Annotated in this window: 22 protein-coding genes and 1 pseudogene; 17 read left to right on the top strand and 6 right to left on the bottom strand. The window is 58.8% G+C overall.

The features are described 5' to 3' along the window. Nucleotides 1-5 precede the first annotated feature (5 nt). The 13 genes and pseudogenes from BM413_RS22815 to BM413_RS22760 all read left to right on the top strand — a co-directional run bounded on the left by BM413_RS22815 (nucleotide 6) and on the right by BM413_RS22760 (nucleotide 11,991). Nucleotides 6-893, top strand: a complete 888-nt coding sequence (locus tag BM413_RS22815; RefSeq protein ID WP_091917161.1) for a branched-chain amino acid ABC transporter permease — start codon at nucleotides 6-8, stop codon at nucleotides 891-893. Next, nucleotides 890-1,876: a branched-chain amino acid ABC transporter permease gene (locus BM413_RS22810; protein WP_091917160.1), complete on the top strand. Its 987-nt coding sequence runs from the start codon at nucleotides 890-892 to the stop codon at nucleotides 1,874-1,876. Before BM413_RS22815 ends, BM413_RS22810 begins: the two co-directional genes overlap by 4 nt. 54 nt (nucleotides 1,877-1,930) lie before the next feature. Next, complete coding sequence (locus BM413_RS22805; RefSeq protein WP_091917159.1) at nucleotides 1,931-2,677, top strand: electron transfer flavoprotein subunit beta/FixA family protein; 747 nt, start codon at nucleotides 1,931-1,933, stop codon at nucleotides 2,675-2,677. Nucleotides 2,678-2,703: 26 nt separating this feature from the next. Next, nucleotides 2,704-2,957: pseudogene (locus BM413_RS22800) on the top strand (electron transfer flavoprotein subunit alpha/FixB family protein); the annotation flags it as partial. 707 nt (nucleotides 2,958-3,664) lie between these two features. Beyond that, entirely contained in the window at nucleotides 3,665-4,810 is a 1,146-nt protein-coding gene (locus tag BM413_RS22795; protein ID WP_091917158.1) for an FAD-dependent monooxygenase, read from the top strand. A gap of 11 nt (nucleotides 4,811-4,821) precedes the next feature. Further along, nucleotides 4,822-6,486, top strand: a complete 1,665-nt coding sequence (locus BM413_RS22790; RefSeq protein ID WP_091917235.1) for a benzoate-CoA ligase family protein — start codon at nucleotides 4,822-4,824, stop codon at nucleotides 6,484-6,486. Nucleotides 6,487-6,496: 10 nt separating this feature from the next. After that, nucleotides 6,497-7,225, top strand: a complete 729-nt coding sequence (locus BM413_RS22785) for a fumarylacetoacetate hydrolase family protein (protein ID WP_091917157.1) — start codon at nucleotides 6,497-6,499, stop codon at nucleotides 7,223-7,225. Then, entirely contained in the window at nucleotides 7,222-7,365 is a 144-nt protein-coding gene (locus BM413_RS33230; RefSeq protein ID WP_175544408.1) for a hypothetical protein, read from the top strand. The genes BM413_RS22785 and BM413_RS33230 overlap by 4 nt, the downstream gene beginning before the upstream one ends. 23 nt (nucleotides 7,366-7,388) lie before the next feature. Continuing rightward, a complete protein-coding gene (locus BM413_RS22780; RefSeq protein WP_091917156.1) occupies nucleotides 7,389-8,570 on the top strand; it encodes an ABC transporter substrate-binding protein in 1,182 nt (393 codons plus the stop codon). A 41-nt stretch (nucleotides 8,571-8,611) separates the two neighbouring features. Then, on the top strand, nucleotides 8,612-9,532 hold the full coding sequence (locus BM413_RS22775; protein WP_091917155.1) for a branched-chain amino acid ABC transporter permease: 921 nt from the start codon (nucleotides 8,612-8,614) through the stop codon (nucleotides 9,530-9,532). A gap of 4 nt (nucleotides 9,533-9,536) precedes the next feature. Then, the gene (locus tag BM413_RS22770; RefSeq protein ID WP_091917154.1) at nucleotides 9,537-10,544 is read left to right on the top strand and encodes a branched-chain amino acid ABC transporter permease; all 1,008 of its coding nucleotides are present in this window, start codon (nucleotides 9,537-9,539) and stop codon (nucleotides 10,542-10,544) included. Beyond that, nucleotides 10,541-11,290: an ABC transporter ATP-binding protein gene (locus BM413_RS22765; RefSeq protein ID WP_091917153.1), complete on the top strand. Its 750-nt coding sequence runs from the start codon at nucleotides 10,541-10,543 to the stop codon at nucleotides 11,288-11,290. The genes BM413_RS22770 and BM413_RS22765 overlap by 4 nt, the downstream gene beginning before the upstream one ends. Then, on the top strand, nucleotides 11,287-11,991 hold the full coding sequence (locus BM413_RS22760) for an ABC transporter ATP-binding protein (protein ID WP_348272921.1): 705 nt from the start codon (nucleotides 11,287-11,289) through the stop codon (nucleotides 11,989-11,991). The genes BM413_RS22765 and BM413_RS22760 overlap by 4 nt, the downstream gene beginning before the upstream one ends. Before the next feature lie 45 nt (nucleotides 11,992-12,036). Here the strand turns inward: BM413_RS22760 and BM413_RS22755 are convergent, their stop codons facing one another. Then, nucleotides 12,037-12,669, bottom strand: coding sequence for a TetR/AcrR family transcriptional regulator (locus BM413_RS22755; RefSeq protein ID WP_091917152.1), 633 nt, complete (start codon nucleotides 12,667-12,669; stop codon nucleotides 12,037-12,039). A gap of 244 nt (nucleotides 12,670-12,913) precedes the next feature. Between BM413_RS22755 and BM413_RS22750 the strand changes: the two genes are divergently transcribed. The 3 genes from BM413_RS22750 to BM413_RS22740 all read left to right on the top strand — a co-directional run bounded on the left by BM413_RS22750 (nucleotide 12,914) and on the right by BM413_RS22740 (nucleotide 16,214). Then, nucleotides 12,914-14,107: an ABC transporter substrate-binding protein gene (locus tag BM413_RS22750; protein ID WP_091917151.1), complete on the top strand. Its 1,194-nt coding sequence runs from the start codon at nucleotides 12,914-12,916 to the stop codon at nucleotides 14,105-14,107. A 76-nt stretch (nucleotides 14,108-14,183) separates the two neighbouring features. Then, the gene (locus tag BM413_RS22745) at nucleotides 14,184-15,242 is read left to right on the top strand and encodes an aromatic ring-hydroxylating oxygenase subunit alpha (protein WP_091917150.1); all 1,059 of its coding nucleotides are present in this window, start codon (nucleotides 14,184-14,186) and stop codon (nucleotides 15,240-15,242) included. A 147-nt stretch (nucleotides 15,243-15,389) separates the two neighbouring features. Continuing rightward, a complete protein-coding gene (locus tag BM413_RS22740; protein WP_210188957.1) occupies nucleotides 15,390-16,214 on the top strand; it encodes a PDR/VanB family oxidoreductase in 825 nt (274 codons plus the stop codon). 138 nt (nucleotides 16,215-16,352) lie between these two features. On the opposite strand, the gene BM413_RS22735 is transcribed toward BM413_RS22740, so the two are convergent. From BM413_RS22735 to BM413_RS22715, 5 genes are all read right to left on the bottom strand, one after another. Further along, a complete protein-coding gene (locus BM413_RS22735; RefSeq protein ID WP_091917148.1) occupies nucleotides 16,353-18,233 on the bottom strand; it encodes a sigma-54-dependent Fis family transcriptional regulator in 1,881 nt (626 codons plus the stop codon). Between the two features lie 59 nt (nucleotides 18,234-18,292). Then, nucleotides 18,293-18,844: a flavin reductase family protein gene (locus BM413_RS22730; protein WP_091917147.1), complete on the bottom strand. Its 552-nt coding sequence runs from the start codon at nucleotides 18,842-18,844 to the stop codon at nucleotides 18,293-18,295. 191 nt (nucleotides 18,845-19,035) lie between these two features. Then, nucleotides 19,036-19,749 (bottom strand): 3,4-dihydroxy-2-butanone-4-phosphate synthase, encoded by a 714-nt coding sequence (gene ribB, locus BM413_RS22725; RefSeq protein ID WP_091917146.1) that lies wholly within the window; start codon nucleotides 19,747-19,749, stop codon nucleotides 19,036-19,038. Between the two features lie 31 nt (nucleotides 19,750-19,780). Beyond that, nucleotides 19,781-20,866, bottom strand: a complete 1,086-nt coding sequence (locus BM413_RS22720; RefSeq protein ID WP_091917145.1) for an LLM class flavin-dependent oxidoreductase — start codon at nucleotides 20,864-20,866, stop codon at nucleotides 19,781-19,783. Between the two features lie 68 nt (nucleotides 20,867-20,934). Continuing rightward, nucleotides 20,935-21,462, bottom strand: a complete 528-nt coding sequence (locus BM413_RS22715) for a flavin reductase family protein (protein ID WP_091917144.1) — start codon at nucleotides 21,460-21,462, stop codon at nucleotides 20,935-20,937. Nucleotides 21,463-21,749: 287 nt separating this feature from the next. On the opposite strand from BM413_RS22715, the gene BM413_RS22710 reads away from it, so the two are divergent. Beyond that, nucleotides 21,750-22,823 (top strand): 2,3-butanediol dehydrogenase, encoded by a 1,074-nt coding sequence (locus BM413_RS22710; RefSeq protein ID WP_091917143.1) that lies wholly within the window; start codon nucleotides 21,750-21,752, stop codon nucleotides 22,821-22,823. Nucleotides 22,824-23,375 lie beyond the last annotated feature (552 nt).

Genomic DNA, 23,375 nt, shown 5'->3' with positions numbered 1-23,375 from the left:
CCAGGATGACGACACTCTTCGGCATTCCCCTGCAGGCGCTTTTCGGCCAGGTCCTGATCGGCCTGATCAACGGCTCGTTCTACGCGCTGCTAAGCCTAGGTCTTGCGATAATCTTCGGCCTGCTCAACATCATCAACTTCGCGCATGGCGCGCTCTACATGCTCGGCGCCTTCGCTGCATGGGTCCTGTTAAACTATCTGGGCGTCAATTACTGGGGTGCGTTGATCCTCGCCCCCTTCATCGTCGGCGTGCTGGCTGTCGTGATGGAGCAACATATGCTCCGCCGCATCTACAAGCTCGACCACATCTACGGCCTGCTTCTGACGTTCGGCACGGCGCTCCTGATCGAAGGCGTGTTCCGCAACCAGTTCGGCATCTCGGGCCTTGCCTACCCCATCCCGGATCAGCTGCAGGGCGTGCAAAATCTCGGCTTCATCTTCCTGCCGAACTATCGGGCCTGGGTACTGGTCGCGTCCATTGTGATCTGCATCGCCACCTGGTTCCTGATCGAGAAGACACGGCTCGGCTCCTATCTGCGCGCCGCGACCGAGAACCCCAAGCTGGTCCAGGCCTTCGGCATCAACGTGCCGCTGATGATCACCCTGACCTATGCGTTCGGTGTTGGCCTTGCCGCGCTCGCCGGTGTCATGGCCGCGCCGATCTATCAGGTCAGCCCGGTCATGGGCTCCAACATCATCATCATCGTCTTCGCGGTCGTCGTCATCGGCGGCATGGGCTCGATCGTCGGCGCGATCGTCGCTGGCTTCGGCCTTGGCCTGATCGAGGGGCTGACCAAGGTCTTTTACCCCGAGGCGTCCAACACCGTCATCTTCGTCGTCATGGCCATCGTGCTGCTCTTCAAGCCCACTGGCCTGTTCGGGAGGGCCGCATGAACACCGTCAACACGCTCACTGTGCCCCGTCAGGCAAATAGCGGCCTCAGCCGCAGGATCGCGCTCTTCGTCGTCGCGGCGATCGTCCTTACGGTCGCGCCTTACATCGTCTATCCCGTCTTCCTGATGAAGGCTTTGTGCTTCGCGCTCTTTGCCTGCGCCTTCAATCTGTTGATCGGCTATGGCGGGCTTCTATCCTTCGGGCACGCCGCCTTTTTCGGATCGGCCGCCTATCTGTGCGGCTATGCGGCGCGCGATCTCGGCCTCACTCCGGAACTCAGCGTTCTCGTCGGCACTGCCGGCGGAGCCCTTCTCGGTCTGGTGGTCGGCGCCCTGGCGATCCGTCGCCATGGGATCTACTTCGCCATGGTCACGCTGGCGCTGGCGCAGATGGTCTATTTCTTTGCCGTGCAGGCGCCGGTCACAGGCGGCGAAAACGGCATGCAGGGGATACCGCGCGGCTTCCTCTTCGGCGTCATCGACCTCAACAACACGATGGCGATGTATGGTTTCGTGGTTGCAGTATTCCTGATCGGCTTCGCCATTCTTCACCGCGCCGTCGAATCCCCCTTCGGACAAACGCTGAAGGCCATTTGTGACAATGAGAACCGGGCCGTTTCGCTCGGCTACGACGCCAATCGCTACAAGCTTCTCGCCTTCGTCCTTTCGGCCGCGATTGCCGGCCTTGCCGGTTCGACAAAGGCTCTGGTGTTCCAGCTCGCCTCGCTGACCGACGTTCACTGGACGATGTCGGGCGAGGTCGTCCTGATGACCCTCATCGGAGGCCTCGGCACGACCTTCGGACCCGTCGTCGGCGCCTTCATGATCGTCGCCATGCAGACCTATCTCGCCGAGAGCGGCTCGTGGGTCATGGCCATTCAGGGAGCGACCTTCATCGTCTGCGTCCTGATTTTCCGCGAAGGCATTGTCGGCACGGTGTCGAAGCTGCTGCCGAACGAACGCGTTCCCGCGACTCGCGGATGATCAACTCACGCGGCGGCCAGATGTCGCCGTGAACAGCAGTGGAAGGAAAAGCTCATGAAGCTGCTCGTCGCAGTCAAACGCGTCGTCGACTACAACGTCAAGGTCCGGGTCAAGCCGGACGGTTCGGGTGTCGACCTCGCCAACGTCAAGATGTCGATAAACCCGTTCGACGAAATCGCCGTCGAAGAGGCCCTGCGCCTGAAGGAGACCGGCAAGGCCGGGGAAGTCGTCGTCGTCTCCATCGCTCCGGCCAAGGCCGAGGAGACGCTGCGCACCGCGCTCGCCATGGGCGCCGATCGCGCCATCCTCGTGGAAACCGATGACGTCGTCGAGCCGTTGGCCGTGGCCAAGACCCTCAAAGGCATCGTGGACGCCGAACAGCCGGGTCTGATCATCCTCGGCAAGCAGGCCATCGATGACGATAGCAACCAGACCGGGCAGATGCTCGCCGCTCTCCTTGGCTCGGGACAGGCGACCTTCGCCTCCAGGATCGAAATTGGCGAGGGTCGGGCGACCGTCACGCGCGAAGTCGACGGCGGCCTGCAGACGATCGACGTCAAACTCCCCGCAGTGGTCACCACGGACCTGCGCCTCAACGAACCACGCTACGCCTCGCTGCCGAACATCATGAAGGCGAAGAAGAAGCCGTTCGAGAAGAAGAGCCCGGCCGACTTCAGTGTCGACACCGCTCCGAGGCTGAAGGTGCTGAAGACCGAAGAGCCGTTGGGCCGAAAGGCCGGCGTCAAGGTCAAGTCGGTCGAGGAGCTGGTCGCCAGCCTCAAGTCCGCAGGCGTGCTTTGAGCGGCGAAATTCAAGGAGATCACGATATGACTATTCTTCTTTTGGCAGAACACGACATCACCAACGTATCCGACCAGACCGCCAAGACGCTGACAGCCGCCGCGAAAATCGCCGAGCATCAGGGAAGCGACGTGCATGTGCTGGTCGCTGGCTCCGGCGCCAAGGCCGCGCCCGATGCAGCAGCGAAACTCTCCGGCGTTTCCAAGGTGACGCCTCGCTCGCCAACGATCTGGCCGAGCCGCTCGCCGCGACGATCGTCGCGCTCGCGGGCGCCTACGACGTGAGACAACCCACCCGTCATCAACAGTGAGTGCGACACCCGCTATCTTGATCCCTGGGCCAGGGCGACCATTTCGATTTCGTTCGCATGGCCGCCCATAGTGACACCGTCGCTAACGGCGAATGAACCACACATGCTGTCTCAATCCGTCCGTCCAGCGCTCACCGCTATACGACGCGCACGCCACGCGGGTTGAGCTTGGCATGCCGTCATCATGCACGCCATGCTGCGCGACGGCACTTTGTTCGAAGCATGAGATGAGATAGAATCTGATTGCCAGCGGTGAAGCCGGAAAGCTGATCCGAGAGCGGTGTCCCGAGAGGGAACGCAGGGACGAGCGCTCTGCGAAGGTTACCGGATGGGCCAGAAAGCCCGCTTCGAGTCAATGCAACGTTCGGCCTTGTGAAACCCGATACAGCACGATCGCTGCTTGCAGCCATCAGTGCGGACAGACCCTTGAAACCCTCAAGGGAAACACCGCCAAGCTCTGCAAATTACAGATCCACGGCCTAGAATCCACAAGCTCGTGTGACGGCCTGATTGACGAAGTCGCTTCGGCCGAGCGCTGCGGTGGCCGTTGCTGTTGGCCTCACTCCACGAAAAACTGCCCGGTAAATTGTATAGCGTAATTACATACTGTAAAATCTATTGCACTATACGCAAAAATATATAGATTGCATTCAGACAATCGCGTTGGGAGGATGCGTATGAAACGGGTCGTCGTCGTCGGTGGTGGGCCGAGCGGCTTGTATTTCGCCTATCTTTGGAAATCGCGGCATCCGGCAGACACAGTCACGGTGTTCGAACAGAACGCCGAAGGTGCGACCTTTGGTTTCGGCGTCGTCTTCTCCGCCCGCGCCATGGATTTCCTGAGGGCCGAGGACGCCGAAACCGCCGACCTCATCACCGCACGCATGGAGACATGGTCGGACATCACGCTCGTTCACCGCGGCGAGCGGGTTGCTCTGGACGGTGTGGCTTTCTCCGCCATCGGGCGGCTCGAACTCTTGCTGCTGCTTCAGGAGCGGGCGCGCGGAGTTGGCGTGAACATGCGCTTCAACACGACGCTTCGCTCCGTGGAGGATATTCCTGAATGCGATCTCATCGTCGCAGCCGATGGGGTGAATTCCCTGATACGACGGACCTTCGAGGGCGACTTCCAGACAACACTGTCCTATCTCGACGAGAAATTCGTATGGTTCGGAACGACCAAGCACTTCGAAACCTTAACGCAAACCTTCGTCGAGACGGAGTTCGGAACCTTCAACGCCCATCACTATCGCTATTCGCCGGCAATGAGCACCTTCATCGTCGAGTGCGACCGCGCCAGTTGGCTGAAGGCCGGCTTCGACAGGCTGGGGGCGGACGACGCAAAGACTCGTTGCGAGCAGATCTTCGCCGAAACGCTCGATGGTCATTCGCTGGTCGCCAACAAATCGAACTGGCGCAACTTCCCTTGGCTGTGGAGCAACCGCTGGTCTCACGGCAACATGGTCTTGATCGGCGATGCGCTGCACACGGCGCATTATTCTATCGGCTCCGGGACGCGACTTGCGATGGAGGATTCGCTGGCACTTGCTATGGCGCTCGAGGCTTATCCCGATGACATCCGCGACGCTTGTCTGCACTACGAGGCGCAGCGGCGACCGATCGTGGAGAAGCTGGCACGGGCGGCGCGCGAGAGTGCAGCTTGGTATGCGAATGTCCCGGAGCACATGCGGCTTTCGCCGCTCGATCTCGCCTACAGCTACATCACGCGCTCCGGACGGATCGATGATGATCGTCTGCGGGCGATGTCGCCTGGGTTCATGGCCCGCTACGGCGATGCGCGTCCGCGCTCGGCGGCGGAATGAAGGAGGGTTCGATGAACGTCCAAGCAACCGGTCACGAATGGCCGGAGCGACCGGTTGAAGACCTTGTCCCGCGGGATACTTCAGGTGCCGCTGAAATCGGGTTTTCTGTTCCTGAGCGCTACAATGCGAGTGCTATCCTGTTTGACAATCTCGAGCGGGGCAGGGGTCATCACCCTGCAGTGATCGGGCCTGCTGGTTCGCGGACATACGCTGAACTTTGCGCCGATGCCTGCCGGTTCGGCAACGCTCTGCTCGACGCAGGGTTGGTCCAGGGCGACAGGGTGCTGCTGTTTCTTGACGATAGTCCCGCCTATCCGGCTGTTCTTTTCGGCGCGCTCCGGGCAGGGCTGGTTCCACTATTGATCAATACGCTGACGCCGGCTGATCTCCTGAATTTCTATCTGACTGATTCAAAAGCGAGGATCGCCGTAGCCGACGCTGCCTTCGCCATGCGCTTTGATCAGATTGCCTGCGCGGGAACATCGCTTGAGCAGATCGTCATCGTGAATGGCGAGACGCCCGAAAATTGTCCGGTCCCTGCGATCAAATCTGCAGCCTTCCTGCAGCACATGGCCTCCGCACTCGATGCAGCGCCGACGGGCCGTGACGACATGGCTTTCTGGCAATATTCATCAGGGTCGACTGGGCGTCCGAAAGGGATCGTCCACCTCCAGCACGATATGGCCTATACGGCGCAGTCCTTCGGCCGGCATGTGCTTGGAATTTCGCCCAATGACATCTGCTTTTCGGTGCCGAAGATATTCTTCGCCTATGGCCTCGGGAATTCACTCACTTTCCCGTTTTCGGTCGGGGCGACCAGCATATTGGTGCCCGGTCAACCAAAACCGAAGCCGATTTTCGACGCTATACGGGATTATCGCCCGACACATTTCTTCGGCCTTCCGACGCTTTATACGTCACTTATCAACGCGCCTGAAGCTATGGCTGCGGACCTGTCCAGCGTGACGCTGTGCCTTTCGGCGGCAGAGGTGCTGGCAGGCGAGGTGGCTGACGCTTGGCGAGCACTTTCGGGACATGACATCGTGGAGGGGCTCGGCTCGACCGAGGTGCTTCACATCTACCTCTCGAACACCAAAGAGGCGCGCAAAGCCGGGGCCGCCGGGCGACGCGTGCCGGGATATGAGATTTCCCTGCGCGATCCTGATGGGCGAGAAGTTGCCGACGGCGAGGAGGGGATACTTTGGGTACGGGGCGACTCCAACGCGCCTTGCTATTGGAACCGCCCTGACAAGACTACCGAGACGATGCGCGCCGATGGTTGGATATACACGTCCGATCGCATGCGACGCGACCGCGACGGCTTCTACTTCTTCCTCGGCAGGGCCGACGAGTTCGTGAAAGTGTCTGGTCAATGGGTCTATCCGCTCGAAGTGGAACTGTGCCTGGCCGATCATCCGCTCGTCCGGGAATGCGCCGTTATGGCTGTCGAACTGCCTGACAGACGGATGACGCTGCAGGCCTTTGTCGTGCCCGATGAAGACAGCCAGCCGGCAGACATGGCAGACACCCTCAAGCAATATGTCAAGAAGACGTTGCTTCCCTACAAATACCCGAGGAGCATCGTTTTCCTCGACGAACTCCCAAAAACCGGCACCGGCAAGATAGACCGGCAGCAGCTTCGCAAAATCGATCTCTCAGACAGCGCGTCATACTAGGAGCAGCGCAATGAATAACTTTGTTTTCGAGCCGGCGGCGCCGGCATCCCTTGCTATCGACAATGAGGTAGTCCGCTTCCCGCTTCGGCGCATTTTCTGCGTCGGTCGCAACTACGCGGCGCACGCGCGCGAGATGGGCAAGGATCCGGACCGCGAGGCGCCATTCTTCTTTACCAAGCCGGCTGATGCGGTTGTGGACACCGGAAGCGCCATTCCCTATCCGCCGGAGACCCGCGACTTTCACTACGAGATCGAGCTTGTGGTTGCGATCGGACGTGACGGCAGCGACATTCCCGCGGCAGCTGCGCTTGATCATGTCTGGGGCTATGGCGTTGGCATCGACCTCACGCGGCGCGACCTGCAGTTGGAGGCACGCGACAAGGGGAGGCCGTGGGACTGGGGCAAGGCGTTCGATCTCTCGGCCCCGTGCGCACCGTTGCGCCCGGTTGCCACTGTCGGCCATCCCGACAGCGGCCGGATATGGCTCGCGGTCAACGGCAAGGTCAGACAAAGCGCGGACCTGTCTGAGCTGATCTGGAATGTGCCTGAGATCATATCGATCCTGTCGCGCTCGATGTCGCTAAAGCGGGGCGACATCATCATGACGGGCACACCCGCCGGAGTCGGCGCCATCGTTGCCGGAGACAAGGTGACAGGGGGCATCGATGGTCTCGGTGAGATCGCCATAGACATCGTCGCAGGCCCCTCTGCGGGAAGACGGGCACGGAGCGCCGCATGAGCCGGCTCATCCTGCACAATTTCGCTGCAGCTCGACGTTCCTACCGCATCAGGATTGCCGGAACTGCCCTAACCAAGATCGAGGCTTTCAAGCACGCAACACCAGACAATCAGTTGGGCAGCGAGACAGTCCGCGCCTGACAACTACAAAACGGGAGGAAGATATGAAACGTATGGCAGCCGCACTTGCGGCAACATTCTTCACATTCTCGGCTCAGGCGGCGGAGCCAATCAAGATAGGCTTCATTACGACGCTGACGACGCCGGCCGCCGCAATCGGCAACGACATGGTGGATGCGGTCAAGCTTGCCGTCGATCACGTGGGTGGCACGATCGCTGGTCACCCGATCGAACTTCTGTTTGAGGATGATGGCCTCAAGCCCGAGCTCGGTCGCCAGAAGGCGGAGAAGCTGATCCGACAAGACAATGTCGACGTGGTTGCAGGCTTCATCTGGTCGAATGTGCTACTTGCGGCGCGCAAGACCGTTCTCAATTCCGGCAAACTCCTCATCAGTACAAATGCTGGTCCATCGGATCTGGCCGGCAAGCTGTGCAATCCGAATTTCTTCTCGCTGCGCGGACAGAACGACATGGTGCCGATCGCGCTTGGCAAGGTGATGAATGAACGCGGGATCAAGCGCCTCTATGTCATGGCTCCGAACTATGCAGCCGGCACCGATATGGCTGCCGGCGTCGAGCGGACCTTTGCCGGCGAAGTGGTGGGCCGCGACTTCACCAAATGGGGCGACGACCCGCAGCTCGATTTCTCCGCCGAGTTTGCCAAGGTTGCAGCATCCGGCGCCGACGCACTGTTTGCTTTCTATCCCGGACGGGCGTCCGCTTTCGCGCGTCAGTTCGAGCAATCCGGACTGGCCAAAAAGGTCAAGCTCTACAGCGTCTACACGATGGATCAGATCGCGCTGCCCCAACTTCAGGAGGCCAAGGTGGATGCGGTGCTTGGAACAGGCACGGTCGACTACTGGTCGCCTGATATCGACACGGAAGCCAACAAGCGCTTCGTTGCCGATTTCAAAGCCAAGTACGGCCGAATTCCATCCAACTACGCCGCTGCCGCTTATGATCTCATTCCCTACCTGAAGGCTGCTGTCGAGCAGGCCGGCGGGGACATCTCGGCCACGGATGCCGTACGCGCCGCTCTTGTCAAGGCCGATTACGATTCAGTGCGCGGTCGCTACGCACTTGGCCGCAACCATTTTCCGATCGACCGCTACCGCAGCCTGGAAGTTGCAGCCGACAGTCAGGGAGTATGGAGCCTGCGCTCGGACGGGCTCGAGATGGACGGACTGACCGATCCGTATGTTGACGCCTGCCGCAACGACGGCTGAAGGGGAAGGGCGCTCATGATACGGGAGGCAAGTGCAGTGCAATGAATACCATCCTGTTCGTCAACCAGATACTGAACGGCGTTCAACTCGGCCTGATTCTTTTCCTTCTCGCGGCCGGTCTGTCGCTGGTCTTCGGGATCATGGACTTCATCAATCTCGCACATGGCGTCTTCTACATGATCGGCGCCTACGTTAGCGCCACTGTCGCGATTGCACTGGACTCCTTTATTCTTGGCCTGATCGTGGCTATCCCGGTTACGCTCATCGTGGGGCTGGCGATCGAATGGTCAATCGCGCGGCATCTCTACAAGCGCGATCATCTCGATCAGGTCCTTGCCACCTTCGGCCTGATCCTGTGCTTTGACACTGGCGTGAAGTATCTCTGGGGACCGGAAGGGCTTTCGGTCCCTTTGCCCGGCTGGCTTGGCGGCCAACTCTCGCTCGGCGGCGTGACACTGCCGACATACCGTCTCTTTGTGGTCTGCATTGGCGCCATTGTGGCTCTCGCACTTTGGCAAGTAATTGCACGCACAAGGGTCGGCATGATGGTACGCGCCTCGGCTTCCAACGAGGAGATGGCTCGGGCGCTCGGAATCGAAACACGCATGGTGTTTGCGCTGGTATTCGCTATCGGCGCAGTGCTGGCGGGTATCGCTGGTATTATGGTGGCGCCCATCACAGGCGCTTCCATAGGCATGGGCAATCAGGTCGTCATCCTCGCTCTTGTGGTCATAATCGTGGGTGGCATCGGCTCGATCAGTGGTGCCTTCATTGCCGCCTTGGCGGTTGGGCTGATCGACACGCTCGGCAGGGCGTATCTGCCGACGCTGATGAGCGCCTTGTTCTCGCCTGATGTGGCCTCTTCTGCCGGTCCAGCACTGGCTTCCATCCTGATCTATCTCACCATGACACTGGTGCTGATCTTCCGGCCCTCGGGCCTTTTCCCGCCGGCGAACAGGTGATCTGATGGCCGAGACAACCTCACGCGTCCAGGCCGTTCCATCCGGTCCGGCGATCGCCGCGACAAGAGGAAAACCGATCGATCGAGACGTTCTCGCAGGCGTTGTAATTCTCGTGTTGCTTGCTGCTGCGCCATTCTTGCTATCGACCTTCGGCCACGTATTCTGGCTCGATGTGCTTCTGCGCGCGATGATCCTTGCCATTGCCGCGGTGAGCCTGAACTTCATCATTGGCCTTGGCGGTCTCATCAGCCTTGGCCATGCAGCCTTTCTCGGGATCGGGGCCTATTCGGTCGGCATCCTCGCCGATTTCGATATCGATAACGGCTGGCTGCATCTCTTCGCCGCCGTCGGTTTGAGTGCGGCCTTTGCCCTGATCGCCGGGCTCATTGCGCTACGCACACGCGGTGTTCATTTCATCATGATCACGCTGGCTTTCGCGCAGATGCTCTATTTCACCATGCTCGGTTTGCGCCAGTTTGGAGGCGACGACGGGCTGACTATCAACTACGCTAGCGCTTTCCCTGCTCCGTTTGATCTGTCGGATAAGACCACGCTCTTTTACGTCGTTCTGGTCGTGCTGGCAGTAGTGATGTTCGGATTTGCGCGCGTCCGCAGTTCCGATTTTGGCTTGCTGCTTCAGGCGGCAAAGGGCAACGAACGGCGCGTGGCTGCTGTCGGGTTCAATCCTTATCGCTATCGCCTCGTGGCTTATATCATAGCAGGTGTCGTCTGCGGCATCGCCGGCTTTCTGGACGCCAACTTTACCAGTTTCGTGACGCCTGACGCGATGAGCTGGACGAGTTCCGCCGAACTGATCTTCATGATCATCGTTGGCGGCGTGGGAACCGTTTCCGGTCCGGTGGTCGGTGCACTCCTTTTCCTCTTGATCGAGGAGTTTCTCGGAGGCTTCACCGTCTATTGGCACTTCTGGTTCGGCCTGTTCCTCATCGCTGTCGTGCTTTTCGCGAAGGGCGGCCTTGTCGGGTTTTTGAGCCGTGGGAGGCGAGCATGAACGCAGCCCTCGAAGTTCGCAATCTCCAGAAGCATTTCGGCGGCCTTCATGCAACACGTGATGTCTCGATGACATTGCTCAAAGGCGAACTGCATGCGGTTATCGGACCGAATGGCGCCGGCAAAACGACACTGATCAGCCAGCTCTTTGGCGAGATATCTCCCAGCTCCGGTACTATCCTTGTCGACGGGCGAGACGTCACGCATCGCCCGGTTTACGAACGTGCGCGACATGGAATGGCTCGCTCCTTCCAGATAACCACGCTGGTGCGCGACCTGAGTGTTGGGGAGAACGTGATCCTCGCGCTGCTTGCCAAGGATGGACACGCCTACCGTTTCTGGCGACGGGTGGACCGAAACGCCGACTTGACGGCACGCGCGACGGAGGCGCTGGCTCGCATCGGCATGGAGAAGGCCGACACGTCGCGTAAAGTGGCCGATCTTAGCCATGGTGAACAGCGCATGCTGGAGCTTGCGATCGCCTTGGTTGGCGACCCGACCCTGCTGCTGCTGGACGAACCCATGGCCGGGCTCGGCTCGGAAGAGAGCCGGTCAATGACACGCTTCCTCGCGAGCCTCAAGGGAAGGACGACAGTGCTGCTGGTCGAGCATGACATGGAGGCGGTGTTTGAACTCGCTGACCGTGTCACGGTGCTGGTGCGCGGAGAAGTGATTGCGGTTGGCGCGCCCGAAACGGTGCGCAGTGATGCCCGCGTGCGAGAAGCCTATCTTGGGGAGGACGCATGATGCTAAAAGTGCGCAACCTGACGAGTGGTTATGACAAGAGCCGAATTCTCTTCGATATGTCGTTCGACGTGGGCGCGGGCGAGGTCGTGTGCCTGCTAGGCCGCAATGGCATGGGCAAGACGACCACGGTGCGAACACTGATGGGCCTATTGCCGGCGTGGGATGGCACAGTCGAGTTCGACGGGCAAAGGCTTGACGGATTGTCGGCGGCGCGGGTCGCCCGGCTCGGATTTGGTCTTGTTCCGGAGGGCCGCCAAGTCTTTCCCAATCTTACCGTTCATGAAAATCTCAAGGTCGCTGCAGCCAATCGGCGGAACGAAACCGAAGCCTGGACCGCGGACCGCGTATACGAGCTTTTCCCCGCCTTGCTGGAGCGAACCGGATCCTATGCCAACCTCCTGTCCGGCGGTGAACAGCAGATGCTCGCGATCGGTCGCGCACTGATGACAAATCCGCGGCTTCTGATTCTCGACGAGGCAACTGAGGGACTGGCTCCCGTAGTGCGCGACCAGATCTGGAGTTGCCTCGCCCGGTTGCGCGGACTCGGCCAGTCGATCGTAGTTATCGACAAGCATCTTAAGCGGCTGCTCTCGCTAGTAGACACTTTCTATGTGGTGGAAAAGGGAAGGGTGGTCTGGTCTGGAAATGCGCAACGCGTGCAACAGGATGAGGCTATCGTCAAGGGGTACCTCAGCGTGTAGTCGTTGGCGATGTTGCGCCAACCTAAGAAGGCGTGTCGTCCCAGGTCACGATTTTCGAGCAACGATCTTAGGCGCAGTTGGCCGGGCGGCTGCGCGACCCGCGCACCAGGTATCGAGCAGAGCGGTGTAGGTGGACTCGTCGTTCTTCCACATTTTGTTGACCGCCATTCCGCGAATGAGATTGAGGGTCAGCGCGAGATCCTCTTCCGCCTGTTCGGTTTCGTAGCCTGCGGCAACCAAGGCTTCCAGCCATGTCGCCTTCATGCCGGAGTGGAATTGTTCGAGAACAGGGCGAAGCCGCGTCATCAGGGCTTCATCGCTGCGTGCCGTCATCACCACTTCGAGGGCCGCAATGAAGGGCCAATCGAAATAGATCGACAGGCAGTCTTTCGTAAATTCACGCAGCGGTTCAAGCGAAGTACGAGCGGACAAAGCGCGTTGCCGGCCAAGCTCGCCGGCGCGCTCATAGGTATGGCTCGTCGCAGCGACCACAAGATCAGCCTTGCTGCGGAAATGGTGAGCCCTGGCACCGCTCGAAACACCTGCACGCTCATCGACGAGCGCCGTTGTCAGTCGCGCGTTCCCAAGTTCCACCAGAAGATCGATGGTGGCCTGAAGAATCTTCTCGCGCGTGCTGGCGCTTCGTTCTGCCTGGGTCCGTCGTGTCTTTTTCTGCATGCGATCCTGTATGCTTTCCCGGAACAGACCCTCGCATCTGCGCAGGATGTCCCGCGGGAATATAGCATCCTTGTCTGTCTGCGCTGTCAAACCTGCAGTCAATCATTCAATCTCTCGAAACGGGAATAGTTTTGAATCTTTTTATTGTAAACATACCGACTAGGCGGTATGTTTATTTGTATCCGGACGGGAGGGTCCGGAGGGTGTCGCCGGCCCCCTATAATCCGGCCGGGAGGAGAAAATCATGATCCGTATTTGCGCGACGGCTGCAGCCGTCTTGCTTGCATTTTCGCGCCTTGCTCAGGCCGAAGAACCCGTCAAAATTGGTCTGGTCACAACACTGACAACGCCTGCCGCCGTCATCGGCCGCGACGTGCAGGACGCGATAAATCTGTCGATCGAGCAGGCGGGAGGCAAGATCGCTGGCCGGCCGATCGAACTGATCGTAGAGGACGACACTCTGAAACCGGATGTAGGACGACAGAAGACAGAGAAGTTGGTTCGGCAGGACAAGGTCGACTTCATCACTGGTTACATCTGGTCGCATGTCCTGCTGGCATCGCGCAAAAGCGCACTCGATGCCGGGGCCATCGTCATCAGCACCAACGCCGCACCATCAGATATGGCCGGCAAGCTGTGTGACCCCAACTTCTACACCATGCGCGGCCAGGGCGATGTGATGTCCATGGCTCTCGGTGAGGAATTGAATAGACGCGGTGTAAAAACGGTTTACACCATGGCCCCGAACTATGCTGCGGGGCAGGATGTCGTGAAGGGGCTGCAAAGCGTCTTCAAGGGCGAGGTCGTCGGGCAGGATTTCACCAAATGGGGTGACGACCCCCAACTCGACTTCTCCGCCGAGTTCAGCAAGGTTGCGGCCAGCGGCGCCGAGGCCTTATTCGCCTTCTATCCCGGCCGTGCGACTGCCTTCATGACCCAGTTTGAACAATCCGGCCTCAAGGACAAGGTGAATCTCTACAGCGTCTATACGCTCGACCAGATTGCACTGCCGGCACTTCAGAAAGGCAATGCGGCTGGCGCGCTCGGTTCTGTTCTGGTCGACTATTGGTACCCGGATCTCGATACGCCGGAAAACCGGGTCTTCGTCGCGGCATTCCGCAAGAAGTATGGTCGGGATCCATCCAACTATGCAGCTGCCGCTTACGACGTCATCCCCTTGATAAAGTCCGCGGTCGAGGCGGTCGGAGGCGATCTGAACAACAAGGCCGGTCTGCGTGCCGCCCTTGAGGCAGCCAACTTCAAGTCAGTGCGTGGCAAGCTCACCTTCGGCCGCAATCACATGCCGCTCGACAATTATTATGCGCTCGAGGTCGAAGCCGGCCCGGACGGCAAGTGGCATATGAGCAAGCCCAGCCTGGCATTGGAGCGCGGCGAAGATCCTTACGTCGCAAATTGCAAGATGCCCGGCGCGAGCTGAGACACATCTGCCCTGCACTGTGCTGGCCGCCCGTTCCGCCACCGTGGCCAGCCGATATCATCCAAAAGGTGCTTTGATGGAATATCTTCTCAATACCTGGTACTTCGCCGCCTGGTCTGCCGATATCAAATCCGGCGAGCTGTTTCCCCGTGTAATCCTGAACCGGCCTCTGGTCATGTTCAGAAGCTCCGATGGCGCCGTGAAGGCTCTGGATGATCGCTGTCCGCATCGCTTCGCACCCCTGTCGATGGGCCGCCTTCAAGGTGACCGGGTGGTGTGTGGCTACCACGGCCTGGAATTCGACGGTGGCGGCGTTTGTGTCCGCAACCCACATCCGTCGGGCAAAATCCCTGCTGCGGCCAAGGTTCGCGCCTATCCGTTGGTAGAGCGGCACTCGGGTATATGGATATGGATGGGCGAGCAGGCGGCGGATTCCTCGCTTGTCCCCGATTTCAGCAAGCTTGACGACACCAGCGAAGGATTGAGCATCAGCCGACGCGATCACATGGTGATGGATGTACCTTATGATCTGATCGTCGATAATCTGCTCGACTGCAGCCACACCAGTTTCCTGCATGACGGCATTCTCGGCAATGAGCCGATGATCGCGGCGCCGACGACGATCACACAGGATGGCGATACCATCAATGTGATCCGCTATGCGCACAGCGTGCCGCCACCTGGTATGTTCGACATGCTGTTCAGACAGGATGGAGCGCCGGTCGATTGCTGGACCGACTTCCGCTGGAATTTGCCGAGCTGCCTACTGCTCGACGTTGGCGTGACCGTTCCGGGTTGCCCGAAGGAGGAGGGGACCGGTTATTTCGGTACTCATATCCTGACGCCAGAAACGGACACCACCACGCACTATCACTTTGCGGCTACGCGCTGGAACATCCGCTCCGGCTCGGAGACAGAGGAGACGCGCCAGAAGATTTCCGACCTGCGGCGCTTTGCCTTCGAACAGCAGGACGAGCCGATGATCCGGGCTCAGTTTCGAAACATCCGGATGGCTTCGACGGATGCGCTCAAGCCAGTGATGCTGGAAACCGATGTCGGTGTCGTCCGTTGGCGTCGCGTCATGGAGAAGAAGATCACGGCAGAGCGACAGGCGATGGCTGTCGCGGCAGAATGAGCGGAGGAGGAGCAAAGGATGAACCGCATTCCCATCCGCGTCCGGTCGGTTCGCAAGGAAACCGCCGAGATACGCTCTTTCGAGCTTGAAAGCATCGATGGTTCACCTCTGCCTGCGGTTGTCGCTGGAGCGCATGTCGATATTCACTTGCCGTCGGGCCTGACGCGGCAATATTCACTTTGCAATGGTCCTGGCACTACCAGTGTCTATCTTCTGGCGGTCAAACTTGAGGCGGTCTCGCGCGGCGGCTCAGCTGCCATGCACGCCCTCGCGACCGGCGATATGCTCGAGATCGGCGCGCCGAGGGACAATTTCAGCCTTATCGAAGGCTCCTCACATGATGTCCTTATCGCCGGAGGTATCGGCATCACCCCGCTATTGTCGATGGCCCGGCATCTGGTTGCGACGGGGCGTTCCTTCAAACTTCATTGCTTCGCCCGTTCGATGGAGCATGTTGCTTTCCGCGAGTTGCTTGGCAATGAGCCCCTGGATCGCAGCACCAGCTTCCATCTTAGTCTCGATCATCTCCAATCGGAAAAACGGCTTCGGGATATCCTGAGCCGACCGCCCGCTGGAGCGCAATGCTATATCTGCGGCCCGGCGGCTTTCATTTCCGGAGCGCAGATTGCCGCCGGAATTAGCGGCTGGCCGGCGGCTGCGGTCCATGTCGAGCATTTCTCAGCATCGACGCCGAGCGCTGGCGATGGTGCATTCGATGTCTTCTTGACCAAAACCGGGTCTACCGTACGCGTCGAAGCGGAAGAGAGCATCCTTCAAGCGCTGGGTCGAGCAGGAGTGCTGGTGGAGACATCCTGCGAGATGGGAATATGCGGCACCTGTCTTGCTACCGTATTGCAAGGCGTGCCGGACCATCGAGACGAATTCCTGACCGACGGCGAAAAAGCCGCGAACGACCGCATGTGTCTCTGCGTTTCGCGATCCAGAGAACCGTTGCTTGTTCTCGATCTGTAGCGGGCCTTTCGAAGGCGTTGCGACATGGCATTGAGCGGTGAATGGAACGCCTCGGGGTCGATATCGAACAGAGGGTTTCTGCCACGCTACGGCGGACCCGAAGATACACGGTCGAGTTCAACTCGATGCTCCAGTTCACTATACTTCTTCGCGCATCTTTTGGATTTGGATTTTTCGGTAAAGGGTCGCCCTGGATACACCAAGATGTCGAGCGGTCAGGGAGACATTACCTCCATTGTACCTCAGTGCCGCTTCAATCCGTGACGCTTCAGCCTGCGACCGTGCTGTAAGATCCTTTCGTCCAATCTCCGAAACAATATCGACGGGGAGATGATCGAGTCCTATGGTTCTGCTATCGGCCAGTGCTACTGCGTGTCTCAGTGCGTGCCTGAGTTCTCGGACGTTGCCTGGCCAGTGATAGTGCATCAGAACCAATCGCGCCTCTTCTTCAAGCCGGACTGCTGCGCTTCCGCCTTTAGAGGCCTCTAACTCCAAGAGGTCTATAACCACTCCATTCAGGTCGGGAGATGTTCTGAGCGGCTGGAGCTCGATTGAACCGCCCTTTAGGCGATGGAGGAGCGCAGTCCGCAACCTGCCTTCCCGCGCCAATTGATCTAGATTGACGGATGTCACCGAAATCAAGCTGACCTGTCGCTGGGCAAACTGACGATCGTCTTCAATAACTGACAACAACTCCGCCTGACCGTTGACGTCCAGCTCATCCAGGCGATCGAGGATCAGGGCACCGGATGCGATCGAAGCAATTGAATGCGCGGCAAGCGACCCAATCGACATCCCTGATGGTGCGGCGCAGTCGACTACGAAAATGACGCAGTCGTTGCCGAATCTTCGACGCGCAGCCATGTGCGCAAAGGTAGTCTTGCCGGTGCCGGTCTCGCCTTCCACAACAAGCGGAAGCCCGGCTCCCAGTAGCTTCTGAGCTCGCTCAAGCGCCATCAAGGTCATCGGATCGAGCCGCAACTCTTCAGACGTTTGATCGCTTCGACCGACAATCGGCGGCGGCGTGAAGTCTGAATCGCGCGCGGAGACCGTCGGACTAATCGCACGAATTCGTTCCGAATGGCTTGGCGGCTGTATCACGGTAGCGTGAATCGCACTACCATTCATGTGGAGTTGGATCGGCCGCTTGGGCTGAACGGGGGCGAAGCCCCCCTTAAGTTCGAACACTTCTTCCGCCGACAGTCCGATCAATTCTTCAGCAGTTTGTCCGGTGAGCGTCGACGCATATGAGGTAGTGGCGGTCACGATGCCCTCCTCGTTGATCGCCAAGCGCCCTTCTTCCGCAATATCGGCGCAGTCGCGGTCCCGCGACAACCTGAGAACAAGGTTGCGCATATGAAGGCGGTCGAAATACCGGTTCTCAATGCGTCGGGCCGTGCGTTCGACGATGTCCTGGACAACGCGATTGGTTCGGTCGTCGCCAGAACGAGGTGTCGTAACGTTAAGAATGCTCTCCACTGCGCCGAATTTGCCAAGCACCGGCGCAGTGAGGCATGTCAGCGACTGGATTGCGGCACCGTAGTGTTGCGTGCCGACTATCGTCACAGGCTTTCCAACGCGAAGGCCGGTACCGACCCCGTTCGTCCCCTGTCGCTCCTCCGTCCAGACGGATCCCGGCAGCACGCCGAAGTTCGACATATCCCCCAGAAATTGATAGTCGCACCTGAAGAGCATCATGACGCCCTGAGGCGAGGCGAGAGAGACCAAATACTCGCTGTCAATAAGCCGCAGAAACAGCTTCTCGACTTCCGGACCAGCTATGGACAACAGATCCCCATAGGTATCGGAGAGATCGTGCATTTCTGAGTGCGTAAGCACTGTTGCGCGCGGCACACGGTCGGGAGCCAACTGATAATCGGCCAGACAGCGCTTCCAGGAATCGACGACGACCGTTGGGAGCGTCACTTTCTGGTCAAGTCCCCTAGAGTGGCTTAGTCGTGCAATCTCCTCCATCACAGGGTCGCGCCCTGGATTTATGTCCGTTTTGTAATTCCACATCTTGCTCCTCCCAAAGCAATCAAGGGTCTTTGCTTGTAATCGGTCGCCCCTAGGCCGACTTATGCGTATTCCCGCTCAGCCAAACGCCTTGGCGCGCCGTTGATCCAGATGACTGGGTCGAAATCCTCCTCACTATGTTCTCGGAGCCAGATACCCTCGATCCGTCCGACAAAAACTGTATGATCCCCATAGTCGTGGGCGCCGATGACGCTACAGAAGAAGCTACTCGTTGCGGTTTCGAGGTAGGGAAGGTCGTGAAGTCCGCGTTGCCAAGCGTTTGATGAGAACCGCGTCGACCTCATGTCACTACGGCAGAAGCGATCAAGTATCGCCATATCATTGCTGGTGATATGATTCAAACAATAGAGGCGGCTGTCCTGGATCGTCGCATACGAAGATGCCGATTGGCTGACCGCGACCATCATAGTAGGCATAGCCGTGGAAAACGGCGCCGCATTGGTCACCGCCAATCCGTGGTATCCACCTTCATTGTCCCTTGTCGTGAGCAATGAAACGCTGATCGCCGAAGCGCGAAGTCCCTTTCGCAGCTTCTCGCCGAATTCGGACTCATTCCGTTGGAAGTGAGGTATGCAGGAGGCGTTGGTTTGCATGACTGCTGTGCATCTGCCTGAATGAACCCGCTTAAAGGTTCGAGTGAACTACAATAGTCACGTGCCGACTGCGGGACCTATGGCTCAGTTGAGACAAGACGATCCAATTCGCTGTCTCAAATGAGATTCATCCCGCGCATCGTATGCATTCACCACAGCCATCGGTCAGAAATGCTTTCCTGGGCCCACGCCTAAGTCTGTAGTTCCTCGACCGCAGTCCTGGAAATGACGTTCGTCTCGGCTGAACTGTCATGTTCCCGGCGCCATGCAATCAACTCGGCTACCGATATCTTGAGCAACCTAAAACGATGAGCAAAGCGATCGATTTGCAGTCCACGCATCATCGATCCATCGGAATTGACCAGTTCGCAAAGGACGCCAATGGGAACCTGTCCTGCAAGGCGAGCCAAGTCGAATGCTGCCTCTGTGTGCCCATCTCGGGTCATCACACCACCGTTGCGAGCCCTTAGCGGAAAGATGTGACCCGGCCGGCGCAAAGCCGCAGGGTCCGGCTGTTCCGAAGCCAAGACGCGAAGCGTCAAGGTGCGATCGCTTGCCGACACGCCGGTACCGCAACTCTTTGCGTCACAGGACACAGTGAATGCTGTGCCCTGTGGATCATCATTATTGGCCGTCATCGGGGGCAAAAGCAAGGCATCAGCGCGATCGTTTCCCATCGCTGCGCACACAATCCCGGTTGAATGGTTCACCATGAAAGCTATCATCTCCGGGCTTATGCATCCCGCCGCGGCTATCAGATCACCTTCGTTTTCGCGTGTATCATCATCCACGACGACAACCATGCCACCATCGGCGATAATAGAAATGGCCCGTCGAACTCTCCCTTCCCCCGGCGTCGAGAGAAGGGAGGGCAGTTCGACTACCGGAGTGAAGTCACCGATCATAGTTTTAGAACCTCCCAGCCGATGGTGGATCTTAGGCAGCCAAGAGCGGCCTAACCTCCTGAGCGAGGCGACGCATTGATTGACGCTCACGCTCAAGATTGTCGCCACTGCCGTCGAGCGCGGCCATGAGCAACGTGCCGAACTGTCCGGATCGTTCGCGCAGACTGTTGATCTTCTCCGCCACCGTCTTGGACGAACCGTAGATCACGGACGCCTTGATGATGTCCTCGACCGTGACGTCCTCGTCCTTCATGTTGATGTCTGGCTTTGCGACGATCGTGTAGTCGGCGCGCTTCAACACCTCCCACAGATAGTCGAAGTAAAAGTAGTTCGATCCCTTCGGATCGAGCAGCCAGTCCTCCGCCTGTGCATCGCTCTCGCCGATGAGAATGTTACGAGCAACGGTCCAGTCTTTGCCGGTGGGCTCGCGTCCTGCGGCCTCACAACCTTCCACGTATTTCTTCCAGTGTCCGATTACGGTGCTCTCGGGTGTGAAGTTCGCCGTGACCGGAATCCAGCCACGCTTGGCGGCGTATGCAACGCTGCCACTGTCTGGTGACATCGACGAAAGGGCTATTGGTGGATGCGGCTTCTGGAACGGCTTGCCCATATAGCCGACACCGAGCTCTGGAATGATCATGTCCGTAATCTTGATCGGCCAGTGCTTTCCCGGGATGTCGTAGGGCGGATCCTGCGACCAGATCTTGAGGATGGTCGAGATGGATTCGGCCATGCGTTCGTTGCGAACATCGGCATCAAGATTATCGAAAAGCTCCATGTCCGACGCGAGTCCGCCGGGCCCGACGCCAAAGATGAAACGTCCCTGCGACATGTGATCGAACAGGGCTGCTTCGCCAGCCACTATAGCAGGATGATGGTTCGGAAGAGCAATCACTCCGGTACCGAACTTAATGTTCTTCGTCTGCGGGATGAGCGAGGCAAGAAACATCATCGGCGACGTGACCGGCTCGGTGACGCAAGAGAAATGCTCGCCGATCCACGCTTCCTCGAAGCCGAGTTGGTCGGCAAGGATGATCTTTTCCGTGTTTTCCTTGATGATGTCGACCAGCGGTCTGCTGGCCGGATGAAGAGGCATCGCAAATGTACCGAGTTTCAAGATGGTTCTCCCTGTGTTGTTCTGCGCCGGGCGGGCGGTTTAAGGTTGGAGTTGTAGGTCAAGGCTGGTCACGCTTCGCAGCGTCTAGAGAGAGTGGCGCGCGAACCGTTCATCCAGATAAGAGGCGCAGCCATGCCGGCAATGTCGGTCAGGATCACGTCGACCACGCGCCCAATGAAGATTGTATGGGTCCCATAATCGTGCGTGGCTTCGACCGTACACAACTGGGAGGCGAGCGCATTACGCAGTACTGGTAGACCGCCTCTGGCCTCGCGCCAGTGTTCGGCGGTAAAACGGTCCTCGCGCATATCACTGCGGGAAAACCGCTCCAGGATGTCGCCATGCACCTCACCCATCAGATTAAGGCTGAAGCGTCGACTCATCGATACGACGGCGTGGACGGAAGCTGACCGATTTATAGCCACCAGCATTGATGGTGGATCCATGGAAATCGACGCCCAGCTAGTAACCGCCATTCCGTGGTAATGTCCGTCCGCATCACGTGAAGTGACCAGGGAAACGCTTGCCGCTGTCGCACGCATGCTCATCCGGAAGCGGTCGAGAAGCGACTGCGAATTGAAGTCCTCCACAATCATACGAAATGTCCTCCGATTTACTCCCGTTATCGTGCGAACGAAATTCGTCGCCGACTTTAGATCTACAAGATTCCCCGTCAGACCGAGTCATGCCACTGGATCAAGCGCGTCATGGGATGGGTGCGAAACTGTCTCACAAGAGACAGTTGTTGCCTCGGCAAGCCGAGCCCTATGAAGCGAGGACCTTCGGCAGCATATGCCCGCACCGGTGTGCAACGCGCCTACCCGAGTGGAAAAATTGCTGATCAGGTACGCAGAACAACATAAGCTTAACGGGAGGAACTCAAATGAAGGCTTTGCGATTCCATGCGGCGAAGAAGCTGCTGGTAGAGGACATCGACAACCCCACAGAGCCGGCTGCGGACGAAGTAGTGATCGAGAACCGCTTTACAGGGATTTGCGGTACTGACCTCCACGAATACGCCTATGGGCCGATCTTCGTGCCAAAGGAACCGCATCCGTTCACGGGCGCGCATGGCCCGCAGGTACTCGGGCATGAGTTCGGCGGCGTCGTCAGAAAAGTTGGCCGGGAGGTGAAGCATGTGCGCGAAGGCGACCGTGTTTCCGTTCAGCCGTTCATCACGCCGCGAGGCGGTGACTACTATACGGACCGCGGCAATTTCCAGCTGTCGGACATGATGGCCCTTGCCGGTTTGAGCTGGATCAGTGGCGGGATGGCGGAGAAGGCCCTTCTGAAAGGGTACAACGTTTACGCAGTTCCGGAGGAGCTGGCAGATGAGGATGCAGCCCTCGTGGAACCGACAGCTGTCGCGGTTTACGCATGTGACCGCGGAGGAGTGAAGCAGGGCGATTCTGTTCTGGTGACCGGCGCCGGCCCGATCGGTCTCCTGACGCTACTTGCCGCCCGTGCCGCCGGTGCAGTCCAACTCTTCGTCTCCGACCCGAACTCGACCCGCCTCAAGATCGCGAAGAGCATCATTGCCGATCTCGTGACTATCAACCCGAAGGAAGAGTCGGTCGGTGACGTAGTGCGCGCCGCGACCGAAGGAGGGGTGGGCTGTGACGTCGCGCTTGAGTGTGTGGGAAATACGCAAGCCTTGCAGGCATGTGTCGATGCGGTGCGCAAGCGCGGCATCGTTGTGCAGGTCGGCCTGCATCCTGGTGAGGCGCCAATCAACTGGTTCAATGTCGTCTACAAGGACATCGACCTGAGGGGTTCCTGGGCTTATCCGGGTCAGATATGGCCCCGCGTTATGCGACTCATCGCCTCTGGCCAAATTCCGGCCCGCAAGGTCGTGACGAAAATCGTCTCTCTCGACGAGGTTATTACGGAGGGCTTTGATGCCCTCCTCGACCCAGCAGGCAAGCATCTGAAGATTCTGATCGACCTCAATCGCTGAGATCGCCGCGTCGACCTCCCAAGCGGGCCAATTGGGCCATGGGTGCTCCTCGCACCCATGGCTTGCTTTTCGATATACAAAAAAGTCCCGTGCTCTTTGCCTCCGATCAGCCCATCCGAGGATGCCGCGTTTGATCAAGGACTTCTTGCAGCGTGGAGAAGTGCTGGGACATTCCATGGCTGCAAACTCTGGCCGAAGCCCACGCCTACAAACCGCAGTACGCCGGACACGCCCAATGGTTGCCCAAACGCAATGGTTTTGGGATTGCGCATGGATCACCGCCGGCGATCCATAGCCCTAGCGGCAATTCCAAATTTTCCGAGATACCAGGCTTGGAATCGACGCCATGGAGTAGCTCCTTTCTCGCACAACGAATTGCATCGAGAGCTCAGCCAATCCGGATAGCCTGCGCCAACTCGGCTCATGGCCGGATGCACAAAGGCGATTGACCTCACATACGGATGAGATCGACAAGCGCTTTCTTTCCGGTTGTGATATCATTTCCTAGCGTGGGCGACCTCGTGGCGAAGCGCGGCGCACCGGTTGAAAGCG

This window comes from Mesorhizobium sp. YR577 (assembly GCF_900116595.1).
GTDB lineage: Bacteria > Pseudomonadota > Alphaproteobacteria > Rhizobiales > Rhizobiaceae > Mesorhizobium_M.
This window is presented reverse-complemented; position numbering and strand designations above follow the sequence as displayed.